The organism is Paracoccus methylovorus (assembly GCF_016919705.1).
Lineage (GTDB): Bacteria > Pseudomonadota > Alphaproteobacteria > Rhodobacterales > Rhodobacteraceae > Paracoccus > Paracoccus methylovorus.
In genome coordinates this window covers 930,484-946,389 of record NZ_CP070368.1, presented here as the reverse complement: position 1 = coordinate 946,389, position 15,906 = coordinate 930,484, and the positions used below count along the sequence as shown (strand labels likewise).

The window sequence follows — 15,906 nt, the reverse complement described above, 5'->3', positions numbered from 1 at the left end:
TTTAGGTTAATTGATTGGTCAATTAACCAGTATGTCGTAAGCAAGTAAGCAAACAGCCGGGCCTTTGGGCCCGGCTGTTTGCTTACCACGAGCCGCCTACCCATGTCGTCCGGCCAGCAATCCCCTTGCTATGTGTCACCCTTGACGCCGGTGCGGACGATCTTGGCCTGCGAACATCGTATTGATTGCCGCCGCATCGAGGCGCGCTTTGGTCAGCGCAAGCGCCTTATCATCTGCAATTTTCTTTTACCAAGGCGCCCCCGAAGGGAACATTGCTCGCGCTGCTTTCGCACGTCCCCCTTCAGGGGGCTGACAGCGTTCACAGCGCGCGGGCCGAACAACCAATTTCCTCTCATCCACAGAGAGGCTTGAAAAACTAGCGAATCAATCAAGTATATGGAACCGTCCGTCCGGCGCAATTGTTGGCCGGAAGCAAGATGGCATCAAGGTCCCGGAGGACAGTGAATGGCTTCTGGACGTTGTGGAATCGTCTGTCGCCTGGTTGCGATTTTGGGATTCGTGCTTGCCTCAGGCCCACAGATCGTTACGGCGCAAACCGGCCCCAGCGGGTCCAAGCAGGACCAACTATCCCAAATGTTCACTTGGTGGAGCTCGGCGATGAAGACTCCCGGCGCTTTCACCAAGGAGGGATTCTCGGTGCATTTTACCGGAGCCACCATCTATGGACCCGACGATGAAAACATCGGCACCGCTCAGCATGTACATGGCTACGGAGCAGATGCGCAGGCTGTAATCGATGTCGGTGGGTTCCTTGGCATTGGCACCAAATCCATAGCTGTCCCTGTCCGCGATCTCGACTTCATGCGCGATGAAGCGGGCGACGTTCACGCCGTCACCCGTTGGACCGAAGATCAGCTGAAAGACCTGCCAGAACACGAGCATTGAGGCACCCGGGGGCATGCCCCCAGCGCCATCAAGCTACAAATGAAAGCGCCCGCGCGGATCACTCCGGCGGGCGCACCCTTAAAGGCCAGATGCCGTCAGATAGCGAAGATATCGTCCGCAACTGCGGCAACGGTCAAGTTCGCTCCATTCACGACAATCCGGTCGCCCCCGCCGAAATCAACAAGCACCCCGTTTGCGGTCTTGCTCATATGATCTCGGATGAAGCTGGCCGGGTTGGCGTCCAGCAGGCCATCATCGATCAACAACCGGTCAAGACCCCGCTGATACCCGTTGATCGTGTCCGAGCCGTGACCGTCTGCAAAGATGAACACATCCGCACCGGCACCGCCGTTCAAGGCGTCATTGCCATATCCGCCGTGCAGCGTGTCGTTGCCAGTGCCCCCGATAAGCCGGTCGTTTCCGCCTTCGCCCCGCAGCCAGTCATTGCCCGCACCACCCTCCAGCAGGTCCGCACCACTGCCGCCCAATATGGTGTCGAGGCCCGCTCCGCCTTTCAGCGTGTCGTTGCCGGCTCCACCGCGCAACTGATCACGCCCCTCACCACCAAGCAGCGTGTCGTTGCCATTGCCGCCCTGCAACGTGTCGTTACCTGCCCCGCCAACAAGGGAATCGAAGCCGTTGCCGCCGATGATCCGATCATGGCCGGCACCCCCTTTCAGCGTATCGTTCCCCCCATTGCCCGCCATCCAGTCGTTGCCCGCCCCGCCGAATGCCACGTCATGTCTGGATGTCAGGCGATAATCATCGTTGCGCGCGCTGTTTTGCGAGGGTCCCGGAGTTACGAAAACCTGTCCGTTGAAGCTGTCCAGCCAGTCCGCGCGGGTCTGCATCGACTGGTTCACACCCGGATTTGCGAGTTTGGCAAAAGTTCCGGTATCGATACGCACCTGCGCATCGGTGTCGGCAAAGTTCTGCGTCGCCATCAAGACCTTGTGGTCTCGGCCATTCACCTTGAGATAACCGACCTCAAGCCCGATGCCGATGTAGTCCGCATCGCTCATGATGCTTTTGTAGTGACCGGGGCTGTTCATGAGCATTTGATGCAGTTGGCGGATTTCATCCCGCAAATCGCTTTCACCCTGAATGCTGACATAGGCGATATTTTCTGCCGTCATCCAGTCACCGGTCAGGGCAAACCCCGTCGCCTCGATCCGGCCGCGTGCTGAGGATCCGCCCTGCCCGGTGTGTGAGAAAACATCCGCGTTGATCATCCAACGGCTGTGAGCCTCGGCCGCAGTGTTCAGCCGTTTTTCAATTGCCAATGAGTCGAGCCCTTCCGCACGGCGAGCCTGGTTGACCAGGCTGACGAAGTAGCGTTCATTCGCTGATGCAAAAGACATTGGAAAATTGCCTCGTGATAATTCGGATCGGGAAATTTGTACCCGTTCTACCAGAACGCGAGCAAATCCTTAACCCGATAACGAAATGCACCCGCAAAGTTCGCCCCTTGCGGGTGCCTATGGGCAAAGTGCTGCTCAGCCTGTGCTGATGATCGGCGGGGAAAAGCCCATCCTGCTGCACCCGGAGAAAAGCCTGCCGGTGCCCTACATCCCAGAAGATACCGCTGTGTAGCGCATCGACATCACCATGGAGCGTGGGTTTGCTGCGTGCCATTGATGGAACCGCCAAGAAACGCGGCATGAACAGCCGTCTTTCTCGCCTCTGCTGCGCGACATGAGCTTGTCGGCGCTGAAAGCCCACGCGAGGCAGGCATTGAGGGTATCTTGACGATTGGAGTTGGGAAATTATGTTCCAACCACTGGTCGCCTCCCGACACTGATCGGACGATCATCCCGGGGGCTGTTTCCGTGGCCTGTCAACAGTTCATGGCGTGCTCATTTCCAGCTTGGCCTCGATCTTGCACACGCTGTCCAAGATCAGCAATAGCCGCTCGTCCGCACAGCCAGCGTTGATTTCCAGCGTTCTGACTTGCTCGTTGATCTGCGCGGTTGCGTTCTCGCTGATCTTAGCGCCGTGGGTAGGTGATTTCCTGATCCTGCCGCACAAAAATGAACGCCGCACCAGAAAACGTCGCCATGAGACTGACGATCGCGAGTAATCAGACAGGCAGGTTACGGGCCAGTCCTGTTATCCATTGATGGCACCATGGTCATTCTCCTGTCCTCGCGGAGTTGCGCTTGAAAAAGCCTGCAAAAGGCGGGCAGAATTGGCAGAAAGCATGCTATGCTGCTATTCGACTCCGGCGAGCCACTAACGACAGCCTAAATGCCTCACGACGAAAGCGTCAGGCGCTTCGGGTTGCAGAATCGAAGGTTAGCATTTAGCAGCCCTCACGAACCTTCTGTTTTCAGGTGCTATATGACCCACCCCTACGAAGGACGTCCCAACCGGTTTTACTGGCGAACAGCCGTAGCAGATCCCGGTGGATTCGGGTTGACCGACCTGTGGAGACCCAAGTTCAAATTGACCAAGTCGACAAAGTTCATTACCGCAGGGTCGTGCTTTGCTCAACACATCAGCCGTCGGTTGGTTGAACGTGGCTACACATGGCTTGATGCAGAGCCGGGGCCTGATTACAGCGCGCCAGAGAGTAAACGGCGTTTCAACTATGGTATATTCAGCTTCCGCACGGGAAATATATATACTGCACATATGCTTCTGCAATGGGTGCGATTTGCCTTTGGAAGCGACGCCCCCTCGCTTCAGCCGCTCGAAAAAGATGGGCGGTACTATGATCCCTATCGACAACAGATCGAGCCGGATGGATTTGTAAGTGTAGAGGAGCTAATGGCTAGTCGCGAAGCTGCACTGGCGGCACTGCGTCTTGCCTTTACCGAAGCTGATGTACTGCTTTTCACCTTTGGGCTGACCGAAGCTTGGATTGACCGCGCCACGGGGCACGAATATTCTTCCTGTCCCGGAGTGGTCGCGGGACATTACGACCCTGCCTCGACATATATGATCAATCATCCTCTGGGCCAAATCGCCCGCGACTTTCGTGACGCACTTCGCATTGTAAATGAAAACCGTAGTATTAACCTTCGCGTAATAACAACGGTATCGCCGGTTCCGCTTACCGCAACTGCCAGCAACAATCACGTCCTGACTGCAACGACATATTCCAAGAGTGTGCTTCGCGCAGTGGCCGGACAACTGACCGAGAGCAGCCCCAGCATAGACTATTTCCCCTCTTATGAGGTCGTGACGGCTCCGGTAAGCCGCGGTATTCACTACGAAGGCAATTATCGAAATGTCACAGCGGGCGGTGTAGACGCCGTTCTTCAGCACTTCTTCTGCGCCATTGAGGGCGAAACAGGCGCAAGACACGTCCGGTCTGGCAGCTCTCAAACACCCGCAGGAGAGCCTGAGACAGATCCTGATGTTATCTGTGACGAGGTTATTTTAGATGCGTTTGCAAGACGATAGGCTTCTCGTTTTTGGCGACAGTAATGTGGCGATGTTCAAGAGCCTCTACGACGCCGACAAGGCCATTCTTGGATATCAGCATGTCGATTTCTGGTATCAGACGGGCTCCGCCTTCAACACGGTTTCAATCAAGGAAGGTATAGTTTCCAGTCGAGCGCGAGGTGCTTTGCCACCTATTAACCTTGACACCTACGCCCATATATTATGGGCAGGCGGGCGCATCCGTGTTATGGGTCCTTTTGAAAGTCTCCTATCTGCGGCCCCCGGATGCTTCAGTCGCAACTTTATCGAGGCAAGCCTGCGCGAGTATTTACACACGCTTCCCTCACTCCGGATCCTGCATGCTTTACGTCAAAATTTCAGTAAAGTTATCACCGTAGTGACAACTCCGCTGCGGGGGGCAGAAAATAATGTGGAAGGTGTAGAAGAACATCAGGAAACAATGCATCAATATGAGAGAATTTGGCAGATTTACGCCGCTGTAATAAATGAATTGGGCGCGGTTCTTATTCCTATCCCACCGGATATGATCCGGTGTGGATTTCTAGTTTCAGATCAGTATAGTTTGGCACGGGGGGACGATCTGCACAAAAATCTTGACTATGCGCGGGCAATCCTTGCAGCGGCCCGATAGTTACACCGGATAGCAGGCGAAAGGCTCAATCGCGTCAAAGCAAAATCACATTGGTGCGGCTGTAGAGCAGTTTTCGCCTGTGACCCGTTTCCACGTCGAGTGCCGGTCCAACCCCACCATTGGTCTCCACCAAGTGTCGAACCCAAGCGTGCCTGCCGTGTCGTCAAACATGGGGATGAATCTGGCATTATAAAGCGAGGATGTGCGTGGACTCAGCGCCCCGGTCATGTTCCAAATGATGTTGATCCCTGAACACGTCGCACACGCCGGAGTATAGATTCCCTTCCCGCATGAATACATCAGGCAGACCGGTTTATTCCCCACCCACCTGATCTCGCGGGGATGGGGCGTGGCGAACACCGCTAGGCTGATCGTGTTGCTATCAGCGTCCACGGGCCCTAGGAGGTCGGTGCCGTCCAGTGGTTCATGACCGGAGAGTTAATCGCCCACATATGCCATGTGCTGGCGGCAGAATCGGATATGACCAACCAAAGCCTGCATGATCTGCTCGTCAGCAGCCATCCACATGACTTTACATGGTTGGGACAACGTGTATCCCTCTGCGCCGGATACGGCGAGCTCGACCTCCGTATCCAGTTTACCGAACCCGGTTTTCATACCCGCTGCTTTGTTGAGATCGACCCTGACGCCCAAGCCGCATCGGTCGCAGGAATGGCGGTTGGATATCTGCCCCGTCTTGCCGAACATCGCCCCGGACATACGCAATCTGGAGAAACCGCCGCACCTCGACGGCGTGCCCGATCTTTCTGGCCGGCCTCGGTGTGGGACAACGTGCGAACCTTCGCTGGCGATAGCTGGCGCGGGCACATCGACACGATCCTTACGGGACATCCTTGCCAACCATCCAGCGCCGCCGGCCAGCGTTGTGGCGAGTATGACGAGCGGTATCTATAGCCAGACATCACCCGCATGATGGGCGAAGTCGATCCCGAATGAGTGCTCCTCTAAAACGTCGCCGGCCATGTCCGCCTTGGGCTTGAAGCCGTACTGCGAGGATTATAGCACCGGCAAGCCTTCCCGACTTGCCATGCGTGACCTGTGCGCGTTTCGTGCGTAATCATCATCGCAGAACGTCGCTTGGATCAAGCCCGTTACATTATAGGCGCATTACAATGCCCAATAATAACGGATCAGCGCGCCCCACCGTTACTCGTGGATAAGCTCGGTGTCCCAGTATAGGAAATCCATCCAGCTTTCATGCAGATGGTTTGGCGGGAAGCGCCTGCCGATGGCGTGCATTTCCTCGGGGGTGGGCCGGCGCGGCGGATGGCGCAGCCTTAGCCCCGAATGCTTGAGCAGCTTGTTGGCCTTTTTCAGATTGCAGGGCGAACAGGCGGCGACGACGTTTTCCCAACTCGTCACCCCTCCGCGCGAGCGCGGCAGGACATGGTCAAAGGTCAGCTCGCCCTTGGCGCCGCAATACTGGCAGCAGAATTCGTCCCGCAGAAAAAGATTGAAGCGCGTGAATGCCACGCGCTTCTGGGGTTTGACGAAATCTTTCAATACCACGACCGAGGGAATGCGTATGGTGTGTCGTTGGCTTCGCACCACCTCGTCATATTCGGCGATGATCTGGACCCTGTCCAGAAACACCGCCTTCACCGCCTCCTGCCAAGGCCAAAGGGATAGCGGATAATAACTGAGAGGTCGGAAATCGGCGTTCAGAACCAGTGCCGGGTGATGGCGCGAGAAAGACGGCTCGCGCACGAAATGAGTTCGAAATTCACCATGGTCGTCCAGCATCGGCCCTCGCTTCGCCTTGCCCGGGGCTGGTCAGAATATGGCACCGACTATATATCGCGGTTCCGGACTGACAAGTCCCTGAATATATGCCTGGCGCACAAATAGCCGCGTGGCGTGACACATGCGTGACAAGCCTTAATGTGGCGAAGCGATTTTCATCAATACCAGCCCCGCCACGATCAGAACCGCCGAGACAAGGCGCAAGGCATTTGCCGGTTCGCCCAGCAGGGCGATCCCCAGAACGAAACTGCCAACCGCCCCGATGCCGGTCCAGATCACATAAGCAGTGCCAAGCGGCAGCACCTTCATCGACAGCGACAGGAACCAGACGCTTGCCGCCATGGCAACCACCGTGATTACGGTGGGCCAGAGGCGGCTGAATCCGTCGGACTGCTTCATGTAAAATGCCCAGATCACCTCCAGCAGTCCGGCCGCGCCCAGATAAATCCATGCCATGCGTGGTCTCCTGTCCTGTCGTCAGGTTGTCGCGCGGCACAGGGGCCGGGTCAAGCCGGGCTGGCTCAAGCGACGGATAGCTGGCAAGATAGCAGCATGAACACGCCGCCAAAGCTGATCGGCACGCTGGAATCCGCGCTTTACGCCGAGGATCTGGATAAGGCCGCACATTTCTGGACCGAGATCATCGGCCTGCCCGAGATCGCCCGGGCACGCGACCGCCACGTGTTCTTTCGCTGCGGTGCACAGGTCTTGCTGGTGTTTCGCGCCGACGCAACCCGCATGCCGCCAAAACCCGACGCCCGCCTGCCCGTGCCGCCGCATGGCAGCGAGGGGTCGGGACATTTCTGCATGGGGGCGAAGCCGGGCTCATTCGACGCCTGGCGGGCATATCTGGAAGCATCGGGAATAGAGATCGAGGCCGATTTTATCTGGCCCCAAGGCGGCAGATCGCTTTATTTCCGCGATCCAGCCGGGAACTCCATCGAAATTGCCGATCCGGCGATCTGGGATTGATCGGTGAAACCGGCGATTAGCGCCTTGCGCGCACGGCAACGGGTTGCGGCGCAAGCAGACGCAGAGCCACCATGCCGGCCGGGATCAACGCGATCGCAGTCATCCAGATCAGGGTCATATAGGCTCTCCTCGTCTGTTCCTTATAAACCAACGTAAGGGCTGATATTGGTTTCGCAAGTGCGAAATCGCGCAAACCGTCACGAACCGGCGGCAAAACGCTCTTTCAGAAAGGCCAGCGCCGCCGACAAGCCATCGGGAGAGATACCATGCCCGGTGCCCCTCATCACATGGCCATAAACGGTGAAACCGGCATTTTGCAGCGCCGCCCCGGCGATCTCCATGCTCTCGAATGGCACGACCTGATCCTGATCGCCGTGCACCAGCAGGATCGGTGGCTTGACCCGTACCGCGCCAAGCTCTGGTTCCAGCAGACGCCCCGAGAAGCCGACGACGCCGGCGATCTCCTCGTCTCGCTGCGGCGCGATGGCCAGCGCCATCATCGTGCCCTGTGAAAAGCCGACCAGTGCCAACCGGTTCGCTGGCAGGTCCTCATCCGCCAGAACTTTATCAATAAATGCATTGATATCGTTGAATGATTGTTCTGCAGAGGTTTTGGCCTGCGCCTCGGACGAACCATCCATCCACGGGATCGGGAACCATTGATAGCCCATCGGATTGTTCACGCTAGGCTCAGGCGCGTTCGGAGCATAGAATACCGTGCCGGGCAGATGCGGTGCCAGCGGGTCGGCCAGCCCCAGAAGATCGGCCCCGTCCGCACCATAGCCATGCAGAAAGATCACCACGGAATCGGCCTTTTGCGGGCCCTTGCGTTCGGATTTCAGTTCACGCGCCATCTCGTCTCCCTAGCGGACGCCCTCGCGCCCTTTTGCGGCCCGGTAATAGGCCCAGAGCGCCCGGGCCGCAACCGCCCGCCAAGGCCGCCAGGGCTCGGCCAATCCGGTCAGCGCCGCTGGCCCGGGCCGTTCAGGCAGGCCGTAAAGCAGCCGCGCAGCTTCGGCCAGCGCCAGATCGCCGGCAGCAAAGGCATCGGCCCGGCCCAGTGCGAATTTCAGATAGATATCCGCCGTCCAGCGCCCGATGCCCGGCAGGGCGGTCAGGCGGGCGATGACCTCATCATCGGGCAACTCGCGCAAGCCTTCCCAATCAACCCCTGCCGCGACGATACCGCGCAGATAGCGGATTTTGGGCCGCGACAAGCCAGCGGCACGCAATGCCTCCTCGTCCGCCTCGGCGATCCCCTTTTCGTCGGCCAGCCCCGCCGCGACCATCCGCGCAGAGATCGCATTTGCCGCATGGGTCGATATCTGCTGCGCAACCACGGCGTCGCGGATCGCCCCAAACCCTTCGGGCCAGCGTCGCAGGGGCAAGGGCATCAGCGCCGGCAATTCCCGCGACCAGACCGGACAGACCCGCGCAAGATGCGCCGCGCCCTCCTCCAGATCGGCAAGGGCGCGGATCTCGCGCATCAGCCGTCTTCCTCGTCCGCCAGCCGCGCCTCTTCTTTCAAGCGGGTCTCAAAGGCCATCGAGATATGATGACGCAGCGCGGCTTCGGCCGCAGCGCCATCATGGGCGGCAATGGCATCGACGATGGACTGATGCTCGTCCAGCGTGACGACATCGCGTCCTTGCGCCGCCAGACTGGTCCGCGCCATCAGCGCCATGCTGCGATGCACCAGGTCAAGTTGCTGCACCAGATAACGGTTGTGCGAAGCCAGATGGATCTGGTGGTGAAAGCGCCGGTTCGCGCGTGCCAGCGCCTGCGGGTCGCCCAAGATGGCATGGTCGTCCTCGACCATGCCCAGCAGCACGCGGATCTCTTCGGGGGTGGCGTGGCGCGCGGCCAGCCGTGCCGCCAGCGCCTCCAGCTCGGCGCGCACGATGTACAGCTCGGCAAGCTGGTTGTGGTCCAGCGTGGCGACGATCAGGCTACGCCCGTCCCGCTTGAGCATGGACTGGGTTTCCAGCCGTTGCAGCGCCTCGCGGACCGGGGTGCGCGAAACGCCGAAACGTTCTGCCAGTTCGGATTCGACCAGCCGGTCGCCGGGGCGATAAATACCGTTGTCGATGGCGGAGAGGATCAGGGAATAGGCGTCTTTCATACCCCGCACGATCCCCGCTTGGAACGGCGATTGCAAGCGTCATGCAGCCGGTTTAGGCAGGGATCATGGATTTTCGGCATGTCACCACCTGGATCTTCGATCTGGACAACACGCTTTACGCGCCCGAGGTCAGGCTGTTCGCCCAGATCGAGCGGCGCATGACCGCCTATGTCATGCGCGAATTGCGTGTGACCGAAGCCGAGGCAAGCCGGCTGCGCGACCATTACTGGCGCCAGCATGGCACCACTCTGGCCGGGCTGATGGCGGAACATGGCATCGAGCCCCTGCCCTATCTGCACGAGGTGCACGATATCGACTTCTCGGCCCTGACGCCCGACCCCGAGTTGGCAGAGCTGATCGGCGCCCTGCCGGGCCGCAAGATCGTGCACACCAATGGCGACAGCGCCTATGCGGCACGGGTGCTTGAACACCGCGGGCTGATGATCTTCGACGCGATCCATGGCGTGGAAGAGGCCGGCTTCCTCCCCAAGCCGGACCCGCGCGCTTATGCCGCAGTCCAGACCGCCGAGGGCTTTGAGCCCTCGAAAGCCGCCATGTTCGAGGACGACCCGCGCAACCTCGCCATCCCGCACGCGCTTGGAATGCGGACGGTTCTTGTCGGTTCGGGACGTCACGGTCCCGATGAATTGGCCCAGGATCACGACCACGGACCCCATGTGCATCATCGCACCGGTGATCTCAGCGCCTTCCTGCGCGGGCTTGCCGGAACGAATGCAGCCGTTAAAATCCAACCTTCCGCCTGACTGCAATCCGCAAGCCCCAAGGAGCGCGCCATGTCCCAACCCCTCACCCCCGCCGAAGCCCGGTCCGAAGCACGCACCGCCACCGGCCTTTTCGTCTTTGCCGGGCTGGTCGTGCTGATCTCGGTCCTTGCCCTTGCCGTCTGGGGTCTGCCAGCACTTACCATGGTGGCGCTGGCGGCCACCTTGCTGGTCTACCTCATGCTCGCCGCCTATGCGGCCGGGCTCTAGACCGGCCAAGACAGGACCATGCAGATCGACGATACCGAGATCCTCGTCTCCGGCGGCGGCATTGCCGGGCTGATCACCGCCGCCGCATTCGGCAGCGCCGGCCATGCGGTGATCTGCGTGGACCCTGCCCCCCCGGTGACCGAGGAAGGGGCGCAAGGTTCGGACCTGCGCAGCACCGCGTTTCTGCATCCCTCGATCGCCGTGCTGCAAGCGGCCGGATTGTGGGAGCGGCTCGCCCCCCATGCCACGGCACTGCAAATCATGCGGATCATCGACGCAGGCGGGAAGCTCTCGCAGGCGCGGCTGACCCGCGAATTCGACGCCTCGGAAATCTCGGACCAGCCCTTCGGGTGGAACCTGCCGAACTGGCTGTTGAAACGGGAAATCTCGGCCCGCCTTGCCAGCTTGCAGAATGTCCGTTTTCTGCCCGGCATCGGCACCGCGGGACTGGTCGTGCGCGACACCGAGGCCTTGGTCACGCTGACCGACGGCAACCGGATCCGGGCGAAACTGGTGATCGGGGCCGATGGCCGAAACTCGCCGGTCCGCCAGGCGCTTGGCATCGGCACCCGCACCCTGCGCTATGGGCAAAAGGCGCTGGCTTTCGCCGTCACCCACGAACGCCCGCATGAAAACGTCTCGACCGAAATCCACCGCTCGGGCGGTCCCTTCACGCTGGTTCCCCTGCCAGACCGCGACGGAAAACCCTCTTCGGCCGTGGTCTGGATGGAACGCGGCCCGGAAACCGCGCGGCTGCGCGCCCTGCCGGGCGATGCCTTCAAGGCCGAGCTGAACCGACGCTCGGCGGGCGTCCTGGGCCACCTGACACCGGCCACGCGGCTGACGGAATGGCCGATCATCAGCCAGATCGCCGACCGTTTCACCGGCCCGCGCACGGCCCTGATCGCCGAGGCGGCGCATGTCGTCCCCCCCATCGGTGCGCAGGGCCTGAACATGAGCCTGGCGGATCTTGCCGCCCTCATCGACCTCTCCTCTGCCGATCCCGGCAGCGCGGCGTCTCTCGCCGCCTATGAACAACGCCGCCGGCCCGAGGCACTTGCCCGCCTTATTGGCATCGACGCGCTGAACCGCACCAGCATGCTGGCGCCGCGACCACTGCGGGACCTGCGCGCCGCAGCCCTCGGCAGCCTCTATGCCGTGGCGCCCGTCCGCCGCCTGATGATGCGGGCGGGCCTCGGCATGACCTGAACTCCACGCCAGTTCCACCCCCGCCACCGCACCTTGGACACCAGATCACCGCCGACCCCGCCCGGCATTTCTCTGTTGCCCAAATACCCCTGCGACCGCGCTACAGCCGCAACACGGCCATTTCAAAGAAACCCGGCCCCATCCCACCTCCTTCCCGGTGGCACCGACCCGCATAATCTGCCAGATAACGCCCATGGCCAAACCGATCACCGCCTTCACCTGCACTGCCTGCGGCGGCAGCCACCGCAAATGGTCCGGTCGCTGCGACGCCTGCGGCGCATGGAACACCGTTATCGAGGAGGTGCCGCTTTCGCAGGGCCCCGGCCGCGGCCTTGGCACACTCAAGGGCAAACCCATCCCGCTTTCGGGTCTGGAAACACAAGAGGCGCCGCCGCCGCGCGCGATTTCCGGCATTGCCGAACTCGACCGCGTGCTGGGTGGGGGGCTGGTTCCCGGCTCGGCGGTGCTTGTCGGCGGCGATCCGGGCATCGGTAAATCCACCCTGCTTCTGCAAGCCGCAGCCGCCTTCGCGCGCACAGGACAACAGGCGATCTATGTCTCTGGCGAAGAGGCCAGCGCACAGGTCCGGCTGCGGGCGCAGCGCCTGGGCCTTGGCGACGCGCCGGTGCGGCTTGGGGCGGAAACCGCGCTGCGTGACATCCTCACCACGCTCGACACCGAACGGCCCGATGTTGCCGTGATCGATTCCATCCAGACGCTCTGGTCCGACCGGATCGAGGCGGCACCCGGATCGGTAACGCAGGTCCGCGCCGCCGTTCATGAACTTGTCACCTTCGCCAAGCGGCGCGGCACTTCGGTCATCCTCGTCGGCCATGTCACCAAAGAGGGGCAGATCGCCGGCCCGCGCGTGGTCGAGCATATGGTCGATACCGTTTTGTATTTCGAGGGCGAGCGCGGTCACCAGTTCCGAATCCTGCGCGCGCACAAGAACCGCTTCGGCCCCGCGGACGAGATCGGCGTCTTCGAAATGACCGGCGGCGGGCTTTCCGAAGTGGCCAATCCCTCGGCGCTGTTTCTGTCCGAGCGCGGCGAGGCCAGCGCCGGATCGGCGGTCTTCGCCGGGATCGAGGGCACGCGGCCGGTCCTGACCGAGGTGCAGGCCCTCGTCGCCCCCTCGACATTGGCGAGTCCCCGCCGAACCGTAGTCGGGCTGGACGCAGGGCGCGTCTCGACCATCCTTGCCGTGCTCGAGGCGCGCTGCGCCATCCCCTTCGCCGGTTTGGATGTTTTTCTTAATGTTGCCGGGGGGATGCGTGTAAACGAACCCGCCGCCGACCTGGCCATCGCCGCGGCGCTGCTAAGCGCGCGCGAGGATGTGGCGCTGCCGCCCGAGGCCGTGCTTTTCGGCGAGATAAGCCTGTCCGGAGCGCTGCGCCCGGTGTCACAGGCGGAAAACAGGTTGAAAGAGGCGCAGAAACTTGGTTTTTCACGGGCGATCCTGCCATCGGCCACCAAGGTCGAGGGCGTGGCCGGGATGCGGATCGACCGCATCGCGGATCTGACAAGTTTCGTGGGCGAGACATTCGGCGCAGGATAATGGCGCAGGATCTGGCCCCAAAACGCGGAGAATGCCGCGAAAGGGCGTAAAATGGACGGTTTCACCATCATCGACGGCGTTGTCGCGGCCGTGATCATCCTCTCGGCGATCCTGGCCTATGCACGGGGCTTCGTGCGCGAATCGCTGGCGATTCTGGGTTGGATCGGCGCAGCGGTGCTGGCCTTCATCTTCGCGGCGACGGTGCGGCCCATGGTGGCGCAGGTGCCGGGGCTCAACAAATTCCTTGCCGACAGTTGCGAACTAGCGACTATCGCCGGCTTTGCCGCGGTCTTTGCCCTGGCGCTGGTGCTGTTCTCGATCATCACGCCGCTGTTCTCTTCGGTGGTGCAGCGTTCGGCGCTGGGGGGCGTGGATCAGGGCATGGGCTTCCTGTTCGGCGTAGCGCGCGGCATCCTGCTCGTCGCGATCGCCTTCATCGTCTACGACCGGGTTATGGCCAGCCAACCCGTGGCCATGGTCGACAATTCCCGCTCGGCTCAGGTGTTCGAACGGATGCGCGGCCAGATGGACCAGCAGATCCCGCAGGACGCACCGGGATGGGTCGTCAGCCGCTATGAGCAGCTGGTGCGCAGCTGCGCACCCTCGGGCCAGCCGGTCGATGCGTCCACCCCCACGCCCACCACACCGGCAAATTGATCGGATATGATCATTTCGTGACATAAATTATGCCCTGCGACGACCGTGGGGCGTGACTTCGCCTGCCTGACACCCTAGATTGACGTCAAGCACCCCAACCCAGCCCCGGAATAGCCCCAAGAGTCGGTGATGATGCAGCCATTCCTTGCCCATCCCTTTGATTCCGACCGCCTGCATGAAGAATGCGGCGTGTTCGGCGTAATCGGAGTCGTGGATGCCGCCAATTTCGTTGCATTGGGGCTGCACGCGCTGCAGCACCGCGGACAAGAGGCGGGGGGCATTGTCGCCCATGATGCCGAACAGGGTTTCAACAGCGCCCATCGCTTTGGCTATGTGCGCGACAACTTCACCAAGCAAAGCCTGATGGAGACCCTGCCGGGGTCGCTCGCCATCGGCCATGTGCGCTATTCGACCGCCGGCACCAAGGCCGCGACGGCGATCCGCGACGTGCAGCCTTTCTTTGGCGAGTTTGCCATGGGCGGCTGCGCCATCGCCCATAACGGCAACATCACCAACGCCATGGCGCTGCGCCGCGAGTTGATCGAGCGCGGCTCGATCTTCCAGTCCAGTTCGGACAGCGAATGCATCATCCACCTGATGGCGCGTTCGATCCAGCGCAACATCCCCGAACGGATGAAGGACGCGCTGCGCCGGGTCGAAGGCGCCTTCAGCATCATCGCCATGACCCGCACCAAGCTGATCGGCGTGCGCGACCTTCTGGGCGTGCGCCCACTGGTTCTGGGCCGCATTGGCGATGAAGGTTATGTCTTGGCTTCCGAAACCTGCGCACTCGACATCATCGGCGCCGAGTTCCTGCGCGAGATCGAGCCGGGCGAGATGGTGGTGATCTCCAAGGGAGAGATCGAAAGCTCACGCCCATTCGGCCCGTCAAAGGGACGTTTCTGCATCTTTGAGCATGTGTATTTCTCGCGCCCCGATTCGATTATCGGCGGCCGCTCGGTCTATGAAACGCGCCGCCAGATCGGGGTGGAACTGGCCCGCGAAGCTCCGGTCGACGCCGATATGGTCTGTCCGGTGCCTGATTCCGGCACGCCCGCCGCCATCGGCTATGCCCACGAAAGTGGTATTCCCTTTGGCATGGGCATCATCCGCAACCAGTATATGGGCCGGACCTTCATCGAACCGACCGAGCAGATCCGCAATATGGGTGTGCGGCTCAAGCTCAACGTCAACCGCGCACTGGTCAAGGGCAAGCGGGTGGTTCTGGTGGACGATTCGGTGGTGCGTGGCACGACCTCGCGCAAGATCAAGGATATGATCCTGGATGCCGGCGCGGCCGAGGTGCATTTCCGGATCGCCAGCCCGCCCACCGCCTGGCCCTGTTTCTATGGCGTGGATACGCCTGACCGCGACAAACTGCTGGCCGCGCAAATGTCCGAAGAAGAGATGCGCGAATGGATCGGCGTCGATTCTCTGGCCTTCGTGACGCTGGACGGGCTTTATCGCGCCGTGGGCGAGGCGCGGGGTCGCGACAGTTCCTGTCCGCAATATTGCGACGCCTGTTTCTCGGGCGAATATCCGGTCGCGCCCTTCGATCAGCTTGAGCGCGGCTTCCGCATGAAATCCGCGACCACCCCCGCGCCGGTTTCGGGCCACGCGGCAGAGTGATCGGCACCGATTCCTGTCGGCAAAGCCGGAAATAGAAAAGCCGGGGGTTCAATGC

Annotated in this window: 17 protein-coding genes; 10 read left to right on the top strand and 7 right to left on the bottom strand. The window is 61.1% G+C overall.

Annotated features, from left to right (window positions below):
• Positions 1 to 618 precede the first annotated feature (618 nt).
• Positions 619 to 906, top strand: coding sequence for a PRC-barrel domain containing protein (locus JWJ88_RS04750; protein ID WP_205294955.1), 288 nt, complete (start codon positions 619 to 621; stop codon positions 904 to 906).
• Positions 907 to 1,001: 95 nt separating this feature from the next.
• Here JWJ88_RS04750 and JWJ88_RS22040 read toward each other — a convergent pair whose 3' ends face one another.
• Positions 1,002 to 2,267, bottom strand: coding sequence for a CAP domain-containing protein (locus JWJ88_RS22040; RefSeq protein ID WP_322985001.1), 1,266 nt, complete (start codon positions 2,265 to 2,267; stop codon positions 1,002 to 1,004).
• A 979-nt stretch (positions 2,268 to 3,246) separates the two neighbouring features.
• Here JWJ88_RS22040 and JWJ88_RS04740 point away from each other — a divergent pair.
• Entirely contained in the window at positions 3,247 to 4,314 is a 1,068-nt protein-coding gene (locus tag JWJ88_RS04740) for a GSCFA domain-containing protein (RefSeq protein WP_205294954.1), read from the top strand.
• On the top strand, positions 4,295 to 4,948 hold the full coding sequence (locus tag JWJ88_RS04735) for a hypothetical protein (protein WP_205294953.1): 654 nt from the start codon (positions 4,295 to 4,297) through the stop codon (positions 4,946 to 4,948). Before JWJ88_RS04740 ends, JWJ88_RS04735 begins: the two co-directional genes overlap by 20 nt.
• 438 nt (positions 4,949 to 5,386) lie before the next feature.
• Here JWJ88_RS04735 and JWJ88_RS04730 read toward each other — a convergent pair whose 3' ends face one another.
• The 3 genes from JWJ88_RS04730 to JWJ88_RS04720 form a co-directional block, all read right to left on the bottom strand.
• Positions 5,387 to 5,656 (bottom strand): hypothetical protein, encoded by a 270-nt coding sequence (locus tag JWJ88_RS04730; RefSeq protein ID WP_205294952.1) that lies wholly within the window; start codon positions 5,654 to 5,656, stop codon positions 5,387 to 5,389.
• A gap of 459 nt (positions 5,657 to 6,115) precedes the next feature.
• Positions 6,116 to 6,712: an HNH endonuclease gene (locus JWJ88_RS04725; protein WP_205294951.1), complete on the bottom strand. Its 597-nt coding sequence runs from the start codon at positions 6,710 to 6,712 to the stop codon at positions 6,116 to 6,118.
• 135 nt (positions 6,713 to 6,847) lie between these two features.
• The gene (locus tag JWJ88_RS04720; RefSeq protein ID WP_205294950.1) at positions 6,848 to 7,168 is read right to left on the bottom strand and encodes a DMT family transporter; all 321 of its coding nucleotides are present in this window, start codon (positions 7,166 to 7,168) and stop codon (positions 6,848 to 6,850) included.
• A gap of 96 nt (positions 7,169 to 7,264) precedes the next feature.
• On the opposite strand from JWJ88_RS04720, the gene JWJ88_RS04715 reads away from it, so the two are divergent.
• Positions 7,265 to 7,684, top strand: a complete 420-nt coding sequence (locus JWJ88_RS04715) for a VOC family protein (RefSeq protein WP_205294949.1) — start codon at positions 7,265 to 7,267, stop codon at positions 7,682 to 7,684.
• A gap of 197 nt (positions 7,685 to 7,881) precedes the next feature.
• Here JWJ88_RS04715 and JWJ88_RS04710 read toward each other — a convergent pair whose 3' ends face one another.
• From JWJ88_RS04710 to JWJ88_RS04700, 3 genes are read right to left on the bottom strand one after another with little or no spacing between them, the layout of a single operon-like run.
• Positions 7,882 to 8,538, bottom strand: coding sequence for an alpha/beta hydrolase (locus tag JWJ88_RS04710; RefSeq protein ID WP_205294948.1), 657 nt, complete (start codon positions 8,536 to 8,538; stop codon positions 7,882 to 7,884).
• A 9-nt stretch (positions 8,539 to 8,547) separates the two neighbouring features.
• Positions 8,548 to 9,171: a DNA-3-methyladenine glycosylase family protein gene (locus JWJ88_RS04705; protein ID WP_205294947.1), complete on the bottom strand. Its 624-nt coding sequence runs from the start codon at positions 9,169 to 9,171 to the stop codon at positions 8,548 to 8,550.
• Positions 9,171 to 9,806, bottom strand: coding sequence for a GntR family transcriptional regulator (locus JWJ88_RS04700; RefSeq protein ID WP_205294946.1), 636 nt, complete (start codon positions 9,804 to 9,806; stop codon positions 9,171 to 9,173). Before JWJ88_RS04700 ends, JWJ88_RS04705 begins: the two co-directional genes overlap by 1 nt.
• A 65-nt stretch (positions 9,807 to 9,871) precedes the next feature.
• On the opposite strand from JWJ88_RS04700, the gene JWJ88_RS04695 reads away from it, so the two are divergent.
• The 6 genes from JWJ88_RS04695 (at position 9,872) to purF (ending at position 15,851) form a co-directional block, all read left to right on the top strand.
• Positions 9,872 to 10,570 carry a pyrimidine 5'-nucleotidase gene (locus JWJ88_RS04695; protein ID WP_205294945.1) on the top strand — a complete coding sequence of 233 codons (699 nt, stop codon included), beginning with the start codon at positions 9,872 to 9,874 and terminating at the stop codon, positions 10,568 to 10,570.
• 30 nt (positions 10,571 to 10,600) lie between these two features.
• The gene (locus tag JWJ88_RS04690) at positions 10,601 to 10,798 is read left to right on the top strand and encodes a hypothetical protein (RefSeq protein ID WP_205294944.1); all 198 of its coding nucleotides are present in this window, start codon (positions 10,601 to 10,603) and stop codon (positions 10,796 to 10,798) included.
• 18 nt (positions 10,799 to 10,816) lie between these two features.
• Entirely contained in the window at positions 10,817 to 12,007 is a 1,191-nt protein-coding gene (locus tag JWJ88_RS04685) for a UbiH/UbiF family hydroxylase (RefSeq protein WP_205294943.1), read from the top strand.
• Between the two features lie 193 nt (positions 12,008 to 12,200).
• The gene (gene radA / locus JWJ88_RS04680) at positions 12,201 to 13,565 is read left to right on the top strand and encodes a DNA repair protein RadA (protein ID WP_205294942.1); all 1,365 of its coding nucleotides are present in this window, start codon (positions 12,201 to 12,203) and stop codon (positions 13,563 to 13,565) included.
• A 51-nt stretch (positions 13,566 to 13,616) separates the two neighbouring features.
• Positions 13,617 to 14,222, top strand: a complete 606-nt coding sequence (locus JWJ88_RS04675; protein WP_205294941.1) for a CvpA family protein — start codon at positions 13,617 to 13,619, stop codon at positions 14,220 to 14,222.
• A gap of 132 nt (positions 14,223 to 14,354) precedes the next feature.
• Positions 14,355 to 15,851 carry an amidophosphoribosyltransferase gene (purF, locus tag JWJ88_RS04670; protein ID WP_205295114.1) on the top strand — a complete coding sequence of 499 codons (1,497 nt, stop codon included), beginning with the start codon at positions 14,355 to 14,357 and terminating at the stop codon, positions 15,849 to 15,851.
• Positions 15,852 to 15,906 lie beyond the last annotated feature (55 nt).